11 protein-coding genes, 1 tRNA gene, 2 rRNA genes and 2 pseudogenes are annotated in these 18,903 nt (G+C 53.7%); 11 read left to right on the top strand and 5 right to left on the bottom strand.

Annotation, left to right across the window (positions count from 1 at the left end):
• Positions 1–108 precede the first annotated feature (108 nt).
• Together ACR3E2_RS16520 and ACR3E2_RS16515 are read left to right on the top strand one after the other, a co-directional pair.
• Positions 109–1,512 carry a sensor histidine kinase gene (locus ACR3E2_RS16520; protein ID WP_480484833.1) on the top strand — a complete coding sequence of 468 codons (1,404 nt, stop codon included), beginning with the start codon at positions 109–111 and terminating at the stop codon, positions 1,510–1,512.
• Entirely contained in the window at positions 1,509–2,156 is a 648-nt protein-coding gene (locus ACR3E2_RS16515) for a response regulator (RefSeq protein WP_480484834.1), read from the top strand. Before ACR3E2_RS16520 ends, ACR3E2_RS16515 begins: the two co-directional genes overlap by 4 nt.
• Positions 2,157–2,230: 74 nt before the next feature.
• On the opposite strand, the gene ACR3E2_RS16510 is transcribed toward ACR3E2_RS16515, so the two are convergent.
• Positions 2,231–2,983 (bottom strand): hypothetical protein, encoded by a 753-nt coding sequence (locus ACR3E2_RS16510; protein WP_480484835.1) that lies wholly within the window; start codon positions 2,981–2,983, stop codon positions 2,231–2,233.
• A 340-nt stretch (positions 2,984–3,323) separates the two neighbouring features.
• Here ACR3E2_RS16510 and ACR3E2_RS16505 point away from each other — a divergent pair.
• The 9 genes and pseudogenes from ACR3E2_RS16505 to ACR3E2_RS16465 form a co-directional block, all read left to right on the top strand.
• A pseudogene (locus tag ACR3E2_RS16505) lies at positions 3,324–3,960 on the top strand (IS5 family transposase); the annotation flags it as partial.
• Between the two features lie 80 nt (positions 3,961–4,040).
• Positions 4,041–4,955: an ATP-binding protein gene (locus ACR3E2_RS16500; RefSeq protein WP_480484836.1), complete on the top strand. Its 915-nt coding sequence runs from the start codon at positions 4,041–4,043 to the stop codon at positions 4,953–4,955.
• 452 nt (positions 4,956–5,407) lie between these two features.
• Positions 5,408–6,572 (top strand): annotated as a pseudogene (locus ACR3E2_RS16495) (IS3 family transposase).
• Positions 6,573–7,036: 464 nt separating this feature from the next.
• Complete coding sequence (locus ACR3E2_RS16490) at positions 7,037–8,221, top strand: tyrosine-type recombinase/integrase (protein WP_480484837.1); 1,185 nt, start codon at positions 7,037–7,039, stop codon at positions 8,219–8,221.
• Between the two features lie 167 nt (positions 8,222–8,388).
• Positions 8,389–10,092 (top strand): tannase/feruloyl esterase family alpha/beta hydrolase, encoded by a 1,704-nt coding sequence (locus ACR3E2_RS16485; RefSeq protein ID WP_480492800.1) that lies wholly within the window; start codon positions 8,389–8,391, stop codon positions 10,090–10,092.
• A gap of 395 nt (positions 10,093–10,487) precedes the next feature.
• Positions 10,488–11,054: a hypothetical protein gene (locus ACR3E2_RS16480; protein WP_480484839.1), complete on the top strand. Its 567-nt coding sequence runs from the start codon at positions 10,488–10,490 to the stop codon at positions 11,052–11,054.
• 120 nt (positions 11,055–11,174) lie between these two features.
• Positions 11,175–11,414 (top strand): helix-turn-helix domain-containing protein, encoded by a 240-nt coding sequence (locus tag ACR3E2_RS16475; RefSeq protein WP_480474875.1) that lies wholly within the window; start codon positions 11,175–11,177, stop codon positions 11,412–11,414.
• 122 nt (positions 11,415–11,536) lie between these two features.
• Positions 11,537–11,755: a hypothetical protein gene (locus tag ACR3E2_RS16470; protein WP_480474874.1), complete on the top strand. Its 219-nt coding sequence runs from the start codon at positions 11,537–11,539 to the stop codon at positions 11,753–11,755.
• A gap of 187 nt (positions 11,756–11,942) precedes the next feature.
• Positions 11,943–13,091: a hypothetical protein gene (locus ACR3E2_RS16465; protein WP_480484840.1), complete on the top strand. Its 1,149-nt coding sequence runs from the start codon at positions 11,943–11,945 to the stop codon at positions 13,089–13,091.
• 177 nt (positions 13,092–13,268) lie between these two features.
• Here the strand turns inward: ACR3E2_RS16465 and ACR3E2_RS16460 are convergent, their stop codons facing one another.
• From ACR3E2_RS16460 to ACR3E2_RS16445, 4 genes are all read right to left on the bottom strand, one after another.
• The gene (locus ACR3E2_RS16460; protein ID WP_480484841.1) at positions 13,269–14,768 is read right to left on the bottom strand and encodes an anti-phage dCTP deaminase; all 1,500 of its coding nucleotides are present in this window, start codon (positions 14,766–14,768) and stop codon (positions 13,269–13,271) included.
• A 625-nt stretch (positions 14,769–15,393) separates the two neighbouring features.
• A tRNA-Met gene (locus ACR3E2_RS16455) sits at positions 15,394–15,470 on the bottom strand.
• 52 nt (positions 15,471–15,522) lie between these two features.
• Positions 15,523–15,637 (bottom strand): 5S ribosomal RNA (gene rrf / locus ACR3E2_RS16450).
• 163 nt (positions 15,638–15,800) lie between these two features.
• Positions 15,801–18,638: ribosomal RNA gene (locus ACR3E2_RS16445) — 23S ribosomal RNA — on the bottom strand.
• Positions 18,639–18,903 lie beyond the last annotated feature (265 nt).

Raw genomic sequence — 18,903 nt, 5'->3', positions numbered from 1 at the left:
CAAAAGGGCCAAGTCCCGATCTGCGCATCAGGTTTGGAACATTGGAGAAGCGCATCAGACCATGGTCTGTAGCGCGTCAAACAATTGTCGTTCATAGTCGATTGCGAAATGAGACCCAAAATTACCGACCTGACAATTGGCAACTGGTCTTTGTCGCGCGTTTTTCTCGCGGCAAGTGTTGTGGTCATGGGGACTGCAACGGTGTTTGTTGGTCACTGGGTATCGAACCGGATCGAAAATGCGGTTGTACAAAATTCCGCCAACTCTGCGGCATTGTACATGGAAAGCATTTTGTCCCCACTCAGCCAGGAGCTGGCGCATGGAGACCGCCTTTCCGAACAGGCCAGCCGGGCGCTGGACGAGATTTTCATGACCCAGCCGATGCGCGAACGCATTGCCTCGTACAAGTTCTGGAAACAGGATGGCGAGATTGCATACGCATCGGATTCCGCCATCATCGGTCGCCGCTTCGAGCCGACAGATGACCTGAAACGCGCATGGGCTGGAGAAATCTCGGGCTCATTTGAAGAGCTGGACGACGAAGAAAGCGCGGCAGAGGCTGCGCTTGGCATTCCATTGCTGGAAGTCTACAGCCCCATTCGCGAAATCTGGTCGGGGAAAATCATCGCGGTCGCCGAGTTTTATGAAAAGGCCGATCAGCTGGAACTGGACATGGCCAGAGCCAGAAGAACAAGCTGGTTGATCGTTGGCTCGGCCTTTGCGGCAAGCACGATTGTTCTGTTTTCCATTGTCGCAATCGGCGACAACACCATTCGACGGCAAGGGCGCCTTCTGAATGATCGTCTTGCCGAAAGTGAAAAGATGGCCGCACAGAATGCCATGCTGCGGTCGCGCGTCATTGATGCATCGGAAAGATATGCTGCGCAAACGGACAGGTTCCTCAGGAAACTCGGCGCGGAACTGCATGACGGCCCTGCCCAATACCTGTCCCTCGCCGCCCTTCGACTGGAGGCTGCATTCGGCGACAAGCCGGAGATGCCCACCGAGGCCGAAGAAATTCAGCAATCTTTGCAGAAGTCTTTGGCAGAAATTCGCGCCTTGTCACGGGGGTTGTTCGCGCCAGACATCGAAAATCTGGCGCTCGTTGATGTGGTAAAAAGAGCTGTCGAGGACCATTCTGAACACAGCCCTTTTCGCCCCGGTATTTCCTTTCAGGGCAATCCGTCGCCCGACTTGTCGATCTCGGGCAAGTTGTGCGTTTTCCGGTTCCTGCAGGAAACGCTTTCCAATGCCGCAAGATATGCGCCCGCGTCCCAGTGCACTGTCACCTGCAACGTACAAGGTGATCGCATCACCGTTCAGGTCAGCGACGACGGCCCCGGGTTCGCCCCCTCCGGCGAGACGGTTCTGCGTGAGGACGGGGGCCAGGGCCTTGTCGGCTTGCGTGACCGGGTCGAAAGCATCGGTGGCCGGTTCGAGGTGACATCAACCCCGGGCGAGGGCACCACCGTTGCTATGACATTGTTTCCCAGAAAGATGAGTGCATCATGACAACATCCGTCGTTATCGCAGATGATCACCCGATTTTCAGGGACGGTTTGCACCGCACTTTAGAGGAAGCCGACGGCTTCAAGGTTCTCGCCGCCGGATCAAATGCGGATGAGGCCGTTTCCCTTGTCCGAACCCATCAGCCTGACATCGCCATCCTCGACCTGTCGATGCCCGGTGGCGGCATTAGCGCGACCCGTCGAATTGCTGAAATGGCAAACCCGCCTTTCATTGCGATATTGACGGTCTCTGAAAACAGCAGTGACGTTGCAGACGCTTTGGAGGCGGGTGCCATTGGCTATATCGTCAAGGGCGTGACAGCACGCGAATTGACAGCTTCGCTGCGCAGTATCGCCTCGGGCGAAGGGTTCGTCTCGCCGGGTCTTGCTTCGCGTATGCTGCTTCAGATCAATCGCAGAAACGGGTCGCAGCAAGAAGCTGACGCCATAGATGATCTTACCCATCGCGAAGAAGAAATCCTAAGACGCGTCGCCAAAGGGCTGAGCAATCGGGAAATAGCCGATGAGTTGGGAATACAGGAGAAAACCGTCAAGCATTACATGACGGCGATCCTGTCCAAGCTCCATGCGCGAAACCGGGTGGAGGCCGCTCTTATCGCGCATGAGGCCTGGAACAAGAAAGACTAGGGGTCAGGCGCTCAAAGACCGGGGCGGTCTCTCAAGAAAAGAAACCGCCCCGCACAATCGTCAAAATTAGTTACTCAGTTGGCAATCGCCTGAAGTCTGCTGCGATCCGCCGCAGTTGCGGTTCTTTCTACGACGGTCCGGTTGAACGGGTCTTTCAACTCGTAACGCCCGCCCTCGATCTCTTCTTTCCAGCCGTTTGCGTAACTGACTTCGATATTGTTGCCCTGAATTTCGATTTTTGCCGGGTTACTTCCAGCGCCACCACTCTGCCCGGGCGAGCGCACGCTGTCGATTGAGATACCGTTTGCCAGTGACCGAAGGCGCGAAACGTCGGCACCGGTGGCCGGTCGTTCCTCGACTGTTCGGTTCTGCGCGTTCTTTCTTTCGTACCGGCCGTTTTCAATCTCTTCCTTGGTGCCGTCAGCATAGCGTACTTCTATGCCGCTCGCGCTTGTCTCGACCTTTGTTATTCCAGCCGACCCCGATGACTGCCCCCCAGACTGGGACCGGTCCTTCTTATCGCCCCGGCCCGAGCGTGACGAACCATCGGCATCATCATCATCGTCGTCGTCATCATCATCGTGACCACCTTTACCCGATCCGGAATTGTCGTCACGATCACCGCCGCTGCCCGACCCGGAATTGCTGTCATGGTCATCATCCCCGCCGTTGCCGTCACTCCCTTTCCCGCTCTTTGCAAACGCGTAAGCAGGTTCCAACCGCAGATGACCGTCTGCGTCAAAAGCCGGCACATAGGGTGTCATCACAATCAGCGACGCCAGCGCTACCGTGCTGAGAAGCTGACCAGTTCTTTTCCGGTTATTCATTCTCGTCTCCAATCCTGTTCGAGGCGTTATCCTGTATTGGAGGCAGAATATCCCGGGCCCGGCTTCGCTACATCGGGCTTAGGTCTGATGATTTTCCGGCCGATTGTCCGGGTCCGAGGAATGAGAGTTTCAAATATCCATCACTTAAAAAGACCTGGTGATCCAATTTAGGCCTTGGGCAATGAGGTGTTGCCGCGTTGCTTTCCATGTTTTGCGGAACTCGGCTTCAGCGGTTGGCGGGTCTTGATTTGACAGCTGTCGTTTTCTTCCCGATTAGGGTCAGGATGCATTGATTCTCAAGGCGCTGCATGATTCACGGCTCGAAAAATGGAGTGGTGATATGAGCGACCTTTTCTGGCTGACCGACGAGCAGATGGCCAAATTTTCCCCTTTCTTCCCGCGGTCGCACGGCAAGCCACGGGTCGATGACAAGAGGGTGCTGAGCGGGATTATCTTCATCAATCGCAATGGGTTGCGGTGGCGAGACGCTCCCAAAGAATACGGACCGCACAAGACGCTTTATAGCCGGTGGAAGCGTTGGAGTGAGAAAGGCATCTTCGCGCGGATGATGACCGGCCTGGCCGCCGAACACGGCGAGGAAAAGACCGTGATGATCCCCTCTCGGGACATTGCTCCGCAATGCCCTGCCGGGCAGTGGACGCGACCTATCTGAAAGCACATCGCACCGCGACCAGCAGGGCCGCGAAAAAGGGGGGCGTGGCCGCCTGATTGGCCGAACCAAGGGCGGCATGAATACTAAACTGCATGCTATCTGTGACAGCCAAGGGCGACCGATCAGCCTTTTTGTCACCGCTGGCCAAGTCAGTGACTACATCGGTGCGCGAGCGCTAATGAGCAGCATACCAGAAGTCGACTGGCTGCTCGGGGATCGCGGCTATGATGCAGACCGGTTCCGAGACGCGTTGAAAGACAAAGGAATAAGCGCCTGCATCCCAGGTCGAAAGCAACGCAACCGTCATCTATTGGTTATGAATCCTGACCCTACGACACACCGGTCTACTTTTCGATCACGGAGGTACACCGGTACATCGACAACATGAACCGTGAGGTCATCGGTCGACTGGACGGCGAGAACAAACCCAAGCTTTCTGATGGAACACTAATAGAAGATCGAAAACTTCATTACTTCGAAAACTCATGTACTTTCGTCCCGACATCCACGGCCAAAGCGGATAAGGCAACCAGCGGTCCGTTTTATGGAGAATTCAATCGCTTCCTCTCACGTCTTGAAACCAAACTCTCCGACAAGCGCCTACGCTTCTTGCTACAAGCCAAGAAAGATGATGGGAAGTGTTTCCAGACTGATGACTTTGAACAAATCATGAAGCAATTCATCGGTTACCTCAATCGATCCAATGTCACCATTGTCGACCTAAGTGGCATACCATTTGAGGTGTTGAGTATTACGGTGAGCCTAGTTTCTCGACTGATCTTCGATTTCTGTTTTCACTACTCGAAGCTGCTACAAAGACAAGAATTACTGAATGATGTACCAGTCATGCTTGTCTGCGAGGAAGCTCATAACTACATCCCTCAGAGAGACGACGCTGCATATCGTTCTTCTAGAAAATCGTTGGAGCGCATTGCAAAAGAAGGAAGAAAGTACGGGCTCAGTTTGATGGTTGTGAGCAAGCGACCGTCAGAGGTTTCGGAGACTATCTTCGCGCAATGCAACAATTTTTTGGCGCTTCGGCTGACCAACAATACCGACCAAAACTATGTGAAGCGGCTCTTTCCGGACAACTCCAGCGGCATTACGGACATCTTACCCAATCTTGCCCCTGGTGAATGTGTCGTTGTCGGAGATGCTGTGTTGCTGCCAGCGATTGTGCAGATGCCGATGCAGAATCCCGAGCCACAATCCCAAGGCGTTCGCTTCCACAAAGAATGGCAGGAACCTTGGCGCGAATTTACTTTTGGGGATGTGATAAGTCGCTGGCGGAAAGAATGATACGCCTAGTGGTAGGCTGTGCGCGCGTCTGAACTTGACGAACAATCCGGTTTGCTGACCCGACGGATATCTGCTTTCGGGTTACTATAACGCAGCGACTGGCGCTGTTGCCAGGGATCGGACTTGGCCGGAGAATGAGCACTAACGCCAAAGCAGTAAATCTAGCATCCTATTCGAGGGAGCATTCAAACTCTTCGAGGAGGGTTTGCATTGCATTTTCAGTTCCAGTTTGCGTTCTTACCCTTTCCTCCAACTGGTCAATCAACAATACCTGCTGAGTTATTTCATCCGCCAACTTTGTGAGATTGGCGTTTAACTCAGACAACTCTTCATCGGCACCAAATGCGCGATAGGTGTTGCTCCAGCTACCATCCCTCCACATCCAGCTAGAATGAGTGAGCCTCCCCAACTGAACTGGTCCACCGCTATGTTTAGGAAACGGAGGACCACGAATGGCAAACAAGCGACCGAAGCCCGAAGAGATTGTCTCGAAGTTACGGCAGGTTGAAGTTCTGATGGGGCAAGGCATGTCCCGTCTTGATGCGATCAGGCAGATCGGCGTTGTTGAACAAACCTATTACCGCTGGCGCAAGAAGTACGGCGGAATGGGCGTAGATCAGTTGAAAGAACTGAAACGGCTTCAGAAAGAGAATGAGCGACTGCGACGTGCGGTATCCGATCTGACGTTGGACAAGCTGATCCTGACGGAAGCCGCGAAGGGAAACTACTGAGCTCCGCTCGTCGTCGTGCTTGTATTGACCATGTTCGCAACCAATTGAACGTTTCCGAGAGACGCGCCTGCCGCGTGCTTGGACAACACAGATCCACGCAACGGCGTGTCCCACAAGGTCGCGCAGACGAAGACCGATTGGTGGCCGACATGATCGAGCTGACCCGTCAATACGGCCGATATGGCTATCGCAGGATCGCTGCATTGCTGAGAGAGGCTGGATGGTCTGTCAGCGATGGGCGAATTGAACGGCTTTGGCGACGAGAGGGGCTGAAAGTGCCAGTGAAACAACCGAAGAAAGGACGGCTTTGGCTGAACCCCTCTCATCGATACTGCGTATCGACTGCCGGGCAGTGGATGGGTCGTGTGTTCGGCTGAGGCCGGAGTATCGCAATCATGTATGGAGCTATGATTTCGTCCATTGTCGAACCGACGATGGCAAAGCTTTTCGGACGCTGAACATCCTTGATGAGCACAGCCGGGAGTGCCTGGCGATTAGAGTGAAGCGCAAGCTGAACTCGGTCGACGTGATCGACGCCCTGACGGATCTGTTCATCCTTCGTGGCGCACCCGGTTTCATACGTTCGGATAACGGGCCGGAATTTGTCGCCCAGGCCGTCCGAGACTGGATCGCCGCCGTCGGCGCCAAGACGGCTTACATCGAACCTGGCAGCCCGTGGGAGAACGGATACTGTGAAAGTTTCAATGGCCGGTTCAGGGACGAACTACTCAACGGCGAAATCTTCTACAGCCTGCGCGAAGCACAAATCCTGATCGAACAATGGAGGAGACACTACAATACAAAACGCCCCCACAGTGCACTGGGCTATCACCCGCCGGCACCTGAAACCATCATCCCGATGAATCACAGGCCGATGATGCACTAACAATCAACTTGGACCAGTCAGATGAGGCTGCTCAGCAGATCTGGCACAGGCGCTATCGGATCCGTCGATCCGCACCGGGGCCTTGGAGATTATCCGGGGCCTGATTGAACGTGTTACGATCAAACATGAACGGGATGGCGTCCAGATCGAACTGGAGGGTGTCCTGGCAGCGATGATTGGGTTGGCCCAGAATGAACAAAGCCGCCCTGAGGCGGCTTGTTCGAGACTCTGTTCGACCGAAGTGGTTGCGGGAGCAGGATTTGAACCTGCGACCTTCAGGTTATGAGATAGCTTACGCCCACCTGCCCCAACTACGCCCGAAAACGCTGACTTAATCTATCTTATTGGAATTGTTTATTTATTATTGACGACCGCCACCCTTCATTCCTACCCCTTACGCCATGAGCCGCTTCCAGTTGCTTCCACAATGCTTCCACGGGGCGATGAAAGAGAAAGGATGAGGGATGCCCAAACTGACCAAACGTGCCGTAGAAGCCCTGCCTGTTGAGGCGAAAGATTACTTTGTCTGGGACGGCCAGATAGCCGGGTTCGGGGTGCGTGTGATGCCCTCCGGGGCCAAGACCTATCAAGCTCAGTATCGCAAAGGCGGACGGACACGGCGCGTTTCCATCGGTCGACATGGCAAGATCACGGTCGACGAGGCGCGCAAACTGGCCAAGGAACTGATGGGCCAAGTCGCCAAGGGCGAGAACCCAGCCGAAGAAATTGCACAGCATCGCCGTGCGCCCACGGTCGCTGCCCTGTGTGAGCGGTTCTTTGACTCTCACGTCAAGGAGCGCTGCAAGCCGTCCACCCAAGGGGAATACCGCAGGGCCATCGACCTATTCATTGTTCCGGCCATTGGCAGCTTCAAAGTGGTCGATGTGGAACGAAAAGACATAGCCGAGTTGCACCACAAGTTTCGGGGCAAACCCTATCAAGCCAATCGGACATTGGGCGTGTTGTCCAAGATGTTCAATCTCGCGGAAATCTGGGGCTTGCGGCCTGACGGATCAAACCCCTGTCGCCATGTCCCGAAGTACCGCGAAGAGAAACGAGAACGGTTTCTGAGCCCAGACGAATTGCAACGACTCGGACAGGCTCTGACGGATTCGGAGCAGGATGGATCGGAGACGCCCTTTGTTGTCGCTGCCTTCCGATTACTGATCCTGACTGGATGCCGCCTTGGTGAAATCCAAACCTTGCAATGGTCCTTCATCACAGACGCCGGAATGGAGCTTCCAGACACCAAAACAGGCGCGCGGCGGATTCCCCTGCCCCAAGCGGCCCGAGCGGTTCTGAGCGCGCTGCCACGGCTTCCTGACAACACTTACGTTATAGCCGGGGCTGTTCCCGGCCATTACGCGACCGACCTGCAAAAACCATGGCGTCGTATACGTAAGCGGGCCGGTTTGAATGATGTTCGTATTCATGACCTACGCCACACCTATGCGTCGAATGCCGTGTCGTCGGGCATGCCAATCCAGATGGTCGGTCGGCTGCTAGGTCACAGTCAGATTCAAACCACGATGCGGTATGCGCATCTGGCTGATGATCCGGTACGGCGAGCGGCGGAAGAAAACGCCGCGCGGCTCAACACATTCGTCGGTGCGCAGGAACCCAGCCATGGGCTGCGCCTAGTTAGGTAAGGCATTTTGCGGGACCGGCCCCATAAACGTATACATAGGCGGGCTACATTACGTAGGGCGTCTACGTATACAATACGTTACATAGGGATTTCCTCCCTACCCGGGGTATACGCGGGGCCGGGTATACCCCGGGTAGGGTAAAGCTACGCCTCAAGCCGATTTCTCGAATGACGGGTCTGAGCCCAGAGCGGGCCTTGATCTTACCCTTGACGTCTGTTGTTAGGTTCCTGTCGCGTGTTAGGGTGCCGGAGAAATCACCATTTTCCAAAAGGTATGTGATGCGGGTATCTCTCTGGCAGCTGTTTCCGAATCCCAGTTTTATACAACGGACCTGCGCGCTCATTCTTGCCTGGATTGTGTCGACGGGAGCTCCGGTCCTCGCAAGTGAGGCTGAGTGCGAGAAAAAGCGTTTTGATCCGCTTCCAGAACTTCGCCTTGTTTCGGTGGAGCCGTTGGCAGACCCCGTGCCGCATTGCAGGGTCGAGGGTGTGATCGGTAGCAAGATACATTTCGAGCTACTGCTTCCAGACAATTGGAACAGCAAATTCGTCATGGGTGGCGGGGGTGGTTTTGTCGGGTCCGTGATGAATACAGCGCTTCTGTACGGAGCACTTCAATCTGGCTATGCGACGGTTGGTACCGATACAGGGCATCAGGGCCACCCAGCAGACGCCAGCTGGGCCCTCAATGATTTGGAAGCCTTGGTCAACTTCGGGCATCTGGCGGTACACCGAACGGCGGTCACGGCCAAAGCCCTTATCAACTCATACTACGAGACATCGATTGCCCGGAGCTACTTCACAGGTTGCTCGCGGGGCGGGGGTCAGGCAATCATGTCCGCTCTACGCTATCCCGAGGATTTCGACGCGGTTGCCGCTGGCGCCTACGCCATTGATTGGACGGGAATTGCGGTGCAGGCGACCAGCATCAATCAGGTGATGTACCCTGATCCCAAGGACTTGGAACAAGCGGTTCTGGGTCCGAAGGCCCAGAAATTGGTTGAGACATCCTATCTGGCCGCTTGCGATGGGTTGGATGGACTCGAAGACGGTATTCTCAATGACCCGCGCCAGTGCAAGTTCGACGTGTCCAGCCTCCAATGCGATGCTGAAAAATCCGAAGTCTGCTTGAGCGCCGAGGAAGTTGCAGCATTCAAGGTCGTTTACGAAGGGCCAAGGGACACCGACGGCAATCAACTTTATTTCGGGTTTCCGTTTGGCGGTGAGACTGCCGAAGGCGGCTGGAGTCGCTGGCTGACCGGCGGCCTAAAATATCAGGAAGATGAAGGAGATTTTCAGGAAGGCGTCGGATCCGGCGGATTCGAGGCTCCGGTCTCGCCGAACGCCTTCTTCAGCTTTGGCAACGGGATCATGCAGAGCTTCGTCTATCACGACCCGACTTGGACATACGAGAATTTCGATTTCAGAACCTACGCGAAGGATTCATCAGCAGCAGCGGAAACCTTGAATGCAACTAACCCTGATCTTTCTGAGTTTCGTGGGCGCGGGGGCAAGATGCTGTTGTATTCCGGCTGGTCCGACAACGCGCAATCCGGGCTGGCGATGGTTGGCTACTATGACGACGTAATCGCGCATGATCCGAGCGCCGCCGAGGATGTCCGCCTGTTCATGATGCCCGGAGTGGAACATTGTTTTGGAGGCCCCGGCCCGTCGTGGGTGAATTTCCTTACCGAGATCGACAAGTGGGCGGAAACGGGTGAAGCACCTGACGAGATCATCGCGTTTTGGCTAGACGGTCAGGCTCAGCCAGCCGGGGCCAGACCCATTTGCGCCTATCCGGAAGTCGCAAAGTATGACGGCAATGGTGACCCTCGGGACCCATCGAGCTTTTCGTGCCGTTCCGGCAATTGACGCTGTTCGCAAAAATATTGAATGGCCGCAAAGTCCCGCATAACAAACTTTCAAGCTATTGGCCTGTCAGCCTCTAGTTAGCGCAACATTGGGTTACACCGCAGTATGCGCCCGTTCTCAAACTAGTGGCTATACTTTGCGCCTCGTCATACCTACCAGACGCATGCCTTACCCGATAAAAGGCAAACCCAGATAAGAAGAATCGGAACCCGGTTAAGCTCGTCCACGATAGAAGAGGCAGTCCCATACTTATCGTACCCGAAAACCAAGTAGTTCCACCAAGATTCTACAACGACACATACGATGCCAACGACGTTCAATACCTTTGTGAAGTTGGGGAGCTCTACCCTGCGAACATCGGGGTTTTCACGGAAAAACTTGAACACAGCGCTGCTATGTACCGCTGGGAAACTGCGAAATATGAGAACCTTCCTCGAAACAGCGACGTTGCGCGCGAGCTGAAGGACATTGCGAAACAAGCCAATCGGCTGAAATCTTCACTTGAGCAGTTGTCATGGAAAGCACAGTCGGAACTCGACAGGCACGCTGATAGTGACGCGGAGAAAAGTATTACTGGATCATTAGCCGCCCCAAGCGAGCCCTCTCTGGCGGTGTCTTTGAAGCATCTGGAAATTGGTGTCCCTTGCGTGATTTTGGATGTTCCAGCGCTGCGTTCAGTGATTGAAGGATTGGAAATCGCAGCCAGCAACAAGAGCGCGAACCTCCCGAAAGGAAGACCCGGACAAGTCCGCTCATACGGGTTGCGTCTATGGATGCGTAACATCGCTGAACTTTGGGATGGAACGACCAGTCAGGCGTTTACACGGGACGTTACTTCGTCAGGCGAGCCGATAACAAACGCCGCTCGCTTTTGCACTGAGGCATTTCGGAAAGTCGATCCAAGCATTCCAACGTCGCGCGTCATGAGGGAGTTAAAAGATTGCATCCGTGAGCGCGCTTAGCCTACTAAACGAATTGTTGTTCAAATTCGCGGTTAATTCGTCCAGCGGTTTCGCTCGAAATTCGCACCCAAGCGCTCCTATGTTCGCCCCATAGCATTTTGCACTGAAAGGACGAACAACATGCAACAGCAGGCAATCGCCACCGAGCAGATCATCCCCACATCAGACTATTGGGATGGATTTATCACTGAGACCGAGGCAGCAGACTATCTCTGCCAAAGCGTGCGCACCATGCAGAAATGGCGCGTCACAGGCTTTGGCCCTTCCTTCTACAAACCGGGCCGGTCAGTTCGCTACCGCCGTCGCGATCTGCGCATTTGGGCCGAAGGTCGCCGCCGCCGTAACACCTCGCAAGTCTGAGTTTTGCCCGCACGGGGTTGGCAGCGCCGTGCGGGATTTTGGGGCCGGAATGGCTCTGACGGGGCGCGGGCGAAACGGTCCTGCGCCCCTTTTCACAAACATCAACAGAAAGACACTGAACCATGGCAAACCAGCCAGCACAGAAATTCAAGATTGGCCTGATCACCGCAACCATCTGGGACAATGATGGCTTCTACTCGGTCGATATGTCCCGCTCTTACAAGACCGATACCGGCGAATGGCGGAGTTCGACCAGCTTCCACCATTCGGACCTGCTCAATATCGCCAAATGCGCGGAGCGCGCCGAAATCTGGATTGGCCGTCAAACCAATGCCAGGTAGTGGCAGCACCGGAGCGGCTTCGCTCCGGCCCCAAAACAAATGCTGCTCCGCCGGAGGCACTAAGGGGGCAAAAGCCCCCGCAATCTTTTCCCCACATCGCCAACTATCCCAGCGGCAGGGCATGCCGCGATAGAGGGGGGTCTTGTAACACCCCCCTCCACGAATACGAAAGCGAAGGTCAGCGCAAATGGAGGCAACAATCCTGCATTCCGGGTTTGATGGGCTGAAGTTCACAATCCAAGCCGATATCCTGGAGGAGTTTCGCGAAGAACTGGCATCCGCCAAACAGCATGCCAAAGAAACCTATAGCGATTGCGTTCTAGAATTCGGCTCCGTGTCTCTCAATGTGACCAGCAAGGGCGCGCGAGGCTTCACCGCTAATACCGGCGACCATGGGGCTGTGTGGCTGTTCCAAGACCCGCAAGACCGCATTCCAAACAATCCCGGCATCACTTTTGATTTCCGCGCTTTTGGCCTCGCCACAGGCGGCCTTGAAGGGGCCGAGCGACACTTTCGCGAATGCATGGAAGCGTTTGGGATCAAATATGTAGAGACGCAATTGCGGGTCGCACGGGCTGACTTCGCCGTAGACTTGCTGGCCCCTTGGTTTGAACCCGACCGCGAAGGCTTGGTGGTTCCACCCGGAACCAAGGTCACGGAGTATACGGGCGTTGATGAGACCGCGACGGTATCCAGCGGCGCGCGTGTGGTTGGTTTGCGGGCCGGGGCAGTCGCCAATCGGCAATTGGCTATCTATGACAAGCGGGCCGAAGTGATCCAGCAGAACAAGATGGGCTGGCTGACCATCTGGAATGCAGCACTTGAAGCCGCAGGCAAACAGCCCCTTGATCTGACCGACCGGGCCTCAAGTCAGGTCTGGCGCTTTGAGATGCGGCTTGGTTCCAAGCAACTCCGCAATCGCTTCGAAATGCGCAACTGGCAGGACGTGCACGACATCATCGGAGACGCCTTCACAGACGCGCTGGGGCGCATTCGTTATTGCCTGCCCGTCGCAGACGGAAACCGCGCCCGGTGGCCCACTCATGAGCTTTGGCACCAATTTGAGGCTGTGGTTGGCAACGACCTATTGCAGAACTGTGCGGGCGTTCTGCCCAACGACGTGATGGAAGCCAACCGCGCGGCAAAGATGCGAGAGCTGGATGCGCAGCTTGCGGGATTGTTTGTCACCCGAGCCGCGATTTCCGAGGTATCAGCGGACAACTTTTTTGAGTTCATGGAAAATCACGTTGAGGTATTGGCAAGGCTTGTAAAGGAAAACACTATGCCCGTCGAAAAGCGTCTTTTGAAAGCGCAGTGTAAATATCGACTACGTTGAATCGACACATAATTTGTTAGAACTTCTTAGATAGGTGATGCGTAATCATCAAAAAATTAATCACATAGGGAACACTTGGCTAAACAGACTTGACCGGCCCAGCTTCAGCTGTCGAACTAACCGCCTGACCTTGGTCAGTGTAATCCGCTCTACTCGGTGAGTTGGTGCAAAAGCGGATTAACTATAGAGATTTTCGATGATCGCCACTAGCTCACGAGGCGTGCCACCTACCGCAATATTCCCGAGCCTCGGAGCGCGTTCGTTTTCATACCAATGCTCGACTTCGCCATCATCATTCTGACGGCTGGCCTTTTCGAAGATGTCCCGATAGCGCCTTGGTGAAATCCCATAGAAGTGCTCAATTGATACAGTTTCCCTATCTGCTGAATCTGGAACAACAATATCTTGAAACAGGCTTTCAGCCTTACTTTTAGGATATGGCTCAATGAAGACAATTCGTTCTATTCCAGAGGCGACTAAGTGTTTTGCGCAATTGTGGCACGGGTAGGTGGTCACATAGATAGTTGCCCCCTTCACGGAGCGTCCCAAGCGCACTGCGTCGCTTAGTGCGTTCATTTCCGCATGTACCATGCGCCCGTACTCAGTGACGCTTGCAACAAGGGACTTTTTGATAGACTTGCGGTGTTTAGGGTCACTTAAGATTTCTTCGACACTTTGGTTATCAGCGATTAGCTCACGTTTTCTCAGGACTTCCAAGAAGTCGAAAATCATGCGGTTGATTTCGTTTTTGTTCGCTTCACCGCCTAAGTCGATGTCGCGCATTTTGGTTTTTTCTTCGTCCCAGTAGTTGCCGCCGCCGAACTTCGGTACTTCGTTGCAACCGATTGAGATAAGGTCACCTTCGGGAGTGGTAATGGCAGCTCCAACTTGGCGTGAAAGATCCACTGAGCGTAGGGATGCTGCTTTGGCCATGTAGCTACCAAATTCGTCGCGGGTCGGCGCTATGTTGTTTCGCCCAAAGAAAGCCTTTACAAAACGTTGGCTTGAAGCTTCAAGAGTAGCCTCTGTGTCCCCAGAGAAGAAGACATCGCCCAGATGAAAAATCTTCGAGATTCGCTGACCACGTTCATGTAGCTTTTCGTTTTGATCGAGCGCGATAAGCTCATCTGCGTGTGCGTCGCATTTTTTGTTATCCCAGCCATGTTGCGTCGAGTGCAAGCGAGACACCAGTGACTGCTTTCTCTTTTCCAGCGGAGCAACCACCGATACTTGCACAAACCGCTTACCGAAAGCCTTAACAAGAAGTTCGATTTCTTCTGGTCGCTTGAGTTGGTCTATGATGAATGCGTGCTCGTCCAGAGGAACAACAGCCAGCTCATCAAGCTTTTTCTCGTCTTTTTCTCCTGCGTCTTCAGCGTATGACCTCCGGTACTCGACTATTTGCCGGATCGCTTCAGACGCCAAAACTGCATCGTTCTTAAACGCGCTACGAACTTCGTTTCCCTTTATTATCTTAGTGTGAAGAACTGAATCGCCATGGTTGGTGATCGTTACGCCCTTTGCGGCCAACAGCCGGTCCATCTCACTGCTAAGACTTATGGTAATTGGTTTGTAGTCCATCTTTTTTAAAGTTGAAGCAAGGATTTCTCCAGCTTCGTGTATCGGACAGCCAATCGGTCCAACCAAACCGAAAACGAGTTCAACGCGATTTGTCATAAAAAACCTTTTCCTTGATATCGACACAATATCTTGCTGATAAACACTAGAGGTCAAGACAAGTATTGATGTAATTGACGTCTTGCTTCAGAGTGAATCCACAGACGGGAGGACCAAAAATGGAACGCGAGAGTGACCAAGTGGTAAACCGGGATCAAGAAACAAACAAAAATCAAGAACGTGATTTAGAACAAGAACGTATGGCATACGAGCGAATGCTGAGCCGCCAGTCGGAAGCATCTCGTATGTATACAAGCGGAAAGTTTCGCTCTGCATCGTGACTACAAATTTGTTTTTTTGACCTAACCAAAACAGTATAGTGCCACGGATCAAACTCTAAGTTGTACGGATAGGATCGGTGCTACCTTAACTAAGCCAGCCACAGTATCAAAACTAACGCAATAATACGCTACTCAGCACAGAATTTTTGCTGAGTAGCTTTTTTTCACACTTTTTCTACTCATAGCGACACTTTTGCGGGAAATTGCCTAATTTATTTCTGTTGCTGTGCAGCCACACGATATTTTTGCCCCGCTTGCTTCCACAGTGCTTCCACACGCTGTCGCACAACACAAAAAGCCTCGCGTGATGCGAGGCTAAGTGTTTGATATCTGACTGGAAGTATTGGTTGCGGGAGTAGGATTTGAACCTACGACCTTCAGGTTATGAGCCTGACGAGCTACCGGGCTGCTCCATCCCGCGTCAGAGTCAGATTTGTTTTCATCGTTTTAGAGAGATTTGGGGATTTTGCTAGGTTTGGCGGTGACCTACTCTCCCGGGGCTTAAGCCCAAGTACCATTGGCGCGGCAGTGCTTAACTTCCGGGTTCGGGATGGGACCGGGTGTTTCACTTGCGCTATGACCACCAAACCGAGGAAAATCCCCACGTCGCTGTTTTTGCGGAGCAAAAGCGACGGGCAGGAGGCAGCGTATTCGCGAAGCGGATGCGCGGTCCTGCACGGTTGTGTTAATCAGATCAACGTTGTCCAACTCAGGGTGTGTATGTCTTTGATTTGTCTTTCCATTACTGGATCAAATCAAGCCTATCGGGCGATTAGTACCGGTCAACTGAACGCATTACTGCGCTTACATCTCCGGCCTATTGACGTGGTGGTCTTCCACGGCCCTCAGGGAGACCTTGTTTTGAGGGGGCTTCCGCTTAGATGCCTTCAGCGGTTATCCTGTCCGATCATAGCTACCCAGCACTGCCGTTGGCACGACAACTGGTCCACCAGTGGATCGTTCACCCCGGTCCTCTCGTACTAGGGGCAACTCCTCTCAAGTCTCCTACACCCACGGCAGATAGGGACCGAACTGTCTCACGACGTTCTAAACCCAGCTCACGTACCTCTTTAAACGGCGAACAGCCGTACCCTTGGGACCTGCTCCAGCCCCAGGATGAGATGAGCCGACATCGAGGTGCCAAACACTGCCGTCGATATGGACTCTTGGGCAGTATCAGCCTGTTATCCCCGGCGTACCTTTTATCCGTTGAGCGATGGCCCTTCCACTCGGGACCACCGGATCACTATGGCCGTCTTTCGACTCTGCTCGACTTGTCAGTCTTGCAGTCAGGCTGGCTTCTGCCATTGCACTCAACGAGCGATTTCCGACCGCTCTGAGCCAACCTTCGCGCGCCTCCGTTACGCTTTAGGAGGCGACCGCCCCAGTCAAACTACCCGCCACGCAGGGTCCCGGATCCGGATAACGGACCGCGGTTAGACATCAAGAGTGCGAAGGGTGGTATCTCAAGGGAGGCTCCACGGATACTTGCGTTTCCGCTTCAAAGCCTACCACCTATCCTGCACATCACAATCCTGATGCCAGTGCGAAGCTGTAGTAAAGGTGCACGGGGTCTTTCCGTCTAACCGCGGGAAGCCTGCATCTTGACAGGCAATTCAATTTCGCTGAGTCGATGTTGGAGACAGCGGGGAAGTCGTTACGCCATTCGTGCAGGTCGGAACTTACCCGACAAGGAATTTCGCTACCTTAGGACCGTTATAGTTACGGCCGCCGTTTACCTGGGCTTCAATTCAAGGCTCTCACCTCTCCTTTTAACCTTCAGGCACCGGGCAGGCGTCAGACCCTATACGTCGTCTTGCGACTTCGCAGAGCCCTGTGTTTTTAATAAACAGTCGCCACCCCCTGGTTTGTGCCCCCAGCCCCTAGTTGCCTAGGAACCGGGCCTCCTTCTCGCGAACTTACGGAGGTATTTTGCCGAGTTCCTTCAACATCGTTCTCTCAAGCGCCTTGGTATGCTCTACCAGTCCACCTGTGTCGGTTTAGGGTACGGTCTGATGGAGGGCTATTTCCAGGAACCACTCAGCAGCCCAATCAATCCGATAAGATTGAACTACACCTGTGATCCGTCACATCCTCCTGGCCTAGGAATATTAACCTAGTTCCCATCGCCTACGCCTTTCGGCCTCGGCTTAGGGGCCGGCTTACCCTGCTCAGATTAGCTTTAAGCAGGAACCCTTGACTTTCGGCGAGTGTCTCTCACACTCTTTGTCGCTACTCATGTCATCATTCTCACTAGTGATCTCTCCACCGGATCCCTCACAGGCCGGCTTCATCGAAAGAACTCGATCCGTCATTACATCCCGCTGCTGTTACACAACACAGATGCAAATACGGATGAGTTCTATGTCACACTACGCTCTGCTACCATGCCTTACGGCATCCTAAGCTTCGGCTCATGGCTTGAGCCCCGTTACATCTTCGCCGCAGGACAACTTATTTAGACCAGTGAGCTGTTACGCTATCTTTAAAGGATGGCTGCTTCTAAGCCAACCTCCTGGTTGTTTTGGTCGTCCCACCTGCTTTCCCACTTAGCCATGAATTGGGGGCCTTAGCTGTAGGTCAGGGTTGTTTCCCTCTCCACTACGGACGTTAGCATCCGCAGTGTGTCTGCCATCTAGTACTCCCGGGTATTCGGAGTTTGGTTAGGATCAGTAAGCCTGTGGGGCCCCATTACCCATCCAGTGCTCTACCCCCCGGGGTATTCGGATGACGCTCTACCTAAATAGATTTCGCAGAGAACCAGCTATCTCCGAGTTTGATTGGCCTTTCACCCCTAGGCACAGCTCATCCCGATCCTTTTCAACGGATGTGGGTTCGGTCCTCCAGTAAGTGTTACCTTACCTTCAACCTGGCCATGCCTAGATCACTCGGTTTCGGGTCTGATCCCACGAACTCATTCGCCCTATTAAGACTCGCTTTCGCTACGCCTACACCTAACGGCTTAAGCTTGCTCGTGAGACCAAGTCGATGACCCATTATACAAAAGGTACGCCGTCACCCCGCAAGGAGGCTCCGACTGATTGTAGGCGTTCGGTTTCAGGTACTGTTTCACTCCCCTCGTCGGGGTGCTTTTCACCTTTCCTCACGGTACTGGTTCGCTATCGGTCAGCAAGGAGTACTTAGCCTTCGAAGGTGGTCCTCCGATCTTCAGACAGAATTTCACGTGTTCCGCCCTACTTAATACGTCCGATCATGCTTCATATACGGGACTGTCACCTCTATGGTCCTGCTTCCCAACAGGTTCTATTCACACTCACGGCTCGGCTGGTCCCCGTTCGCTCGCCACTACTAGGGGAGTATCAATTGATTTCCTTTCCTCCGGGTACTTAGATGTTTCAGTTCCCCGGGTTTGCTCTTAAAACCCTATGTATTCAGGTCTTAAGTACCTGGTCATGCTCATTATTGATCAGCTGTGCCAACAATAACAAACATTCAGGTGGGTTGCCCCATTCAGAAATCCATGGATCAAAGCTTATTCTCAGCTCCCCATGGCTTATCGCAGAGTATCACGTCTTTCATCGCCTCTTGCTGCCAAGGCATTCACCAAACGCCCTTCTCGCGCTTGATTTGATCCAGAAAAAGAAAGACATAACATGTTGCGCTACCGCCTGTTCGGCTACTTGAGCGCGTGAAGCCTTTCGGCCTTTCGGCCTGCAGGCTTCGACTATGTCGATCGTGATCACCCAGCTGGTAACTAAAGGCGATCGTTCTTCTGAACCAAAAACATACATTTCCCGCCCCCGCCACTTGGACGAGGACAATTGAGCAACCCCATATGGTCTCCCAGCCGTGCAGCTGATCAACGCAGGTCGCTCGGGTTAGTATATTTGACT

This window comes from Ruegeria sp. AL7 (assembly GCF_056536105.1).
This window is presented reverse-complemented; position numbering and strand designations above follow the sequence as displayed.

Coding starts and splice junctions, on each gene's coding strand:
- ACR3E2_RS16520 (WP_480484833.1), top strand. CDS start 109: ATGAGACCCAAAATTACCGACCTGACAATTGGCAACTGGTCTTTGTCG.
- ACR3E2_RS16515 (WP_480484834.1), top strand. CDS start 1,509: ATGACAACATCCGTCGTTATCGCAGATGATCACCCGATTTTCAGGGAC.
- ACR3E2_RS16510 (WP_480484835.1), bottom strand. CDS start 2,983: ATGAATAACCGGAAAAGAACTGGTCAGCTTCTCAGCACGGTAGCGCTG.
- ACR3E2_RS16500 (WP_480484836.1), top strand. CDS start 4,041: ATGAACCGTGAGGTCATCGGTCGACTGGACGGCGAGAACAAACCCAAG.
- ACR3E2_RS16490 (WP_480484837.1), top strand. CDS start 7,037: ATGCCCAAACTGACCAAACGTGCCGTAGAAGCCCTGCCTGTTGAGGCG.
- ACR3E2_RS16485 (WP_480492800.1), top strand. CDS start 8,389: ATGACGGGTCTGAGCCCAGAGCGGGCCTTGATCTTACCCTTGACGTCT.
- ACR3E2_RS16480 (WP_480484839.1), top strand. CDS start 10,488: ATGTACCGCTGGGAAACTGCGAAATATGAGAACCTTCCTCGAAACAGC.
- ACR3E2_RS16475 (WP_480474875.1), top strand. CDS start 11,175: ATGCAACAGCAGGCAATCGCCACCGAGCAGATCATCCCCACATCAGAC.
- ACR3E2_RS16470 (WP_480474874.1), top strand. CDS start 11,537: ATGGCAAACCAGCCAGCACAGAAATTCAAGATTGGCCTGATCACCGCA.
- ACR3E2_RS16465 (WP_480484840.1), top strand. CDS start 11,943: ATGGAGGCAACAATCCTGCATTCCGGGTTTGATGGGCTGAAGTTCACA.
- ACR3E2_RS16460 (WP_480484841.1), bottom strand. CDS start 14,768: ATGACAAATCGCGTTGAACTCGTTTTCGGTTTGGTTGGACCGATTGGC.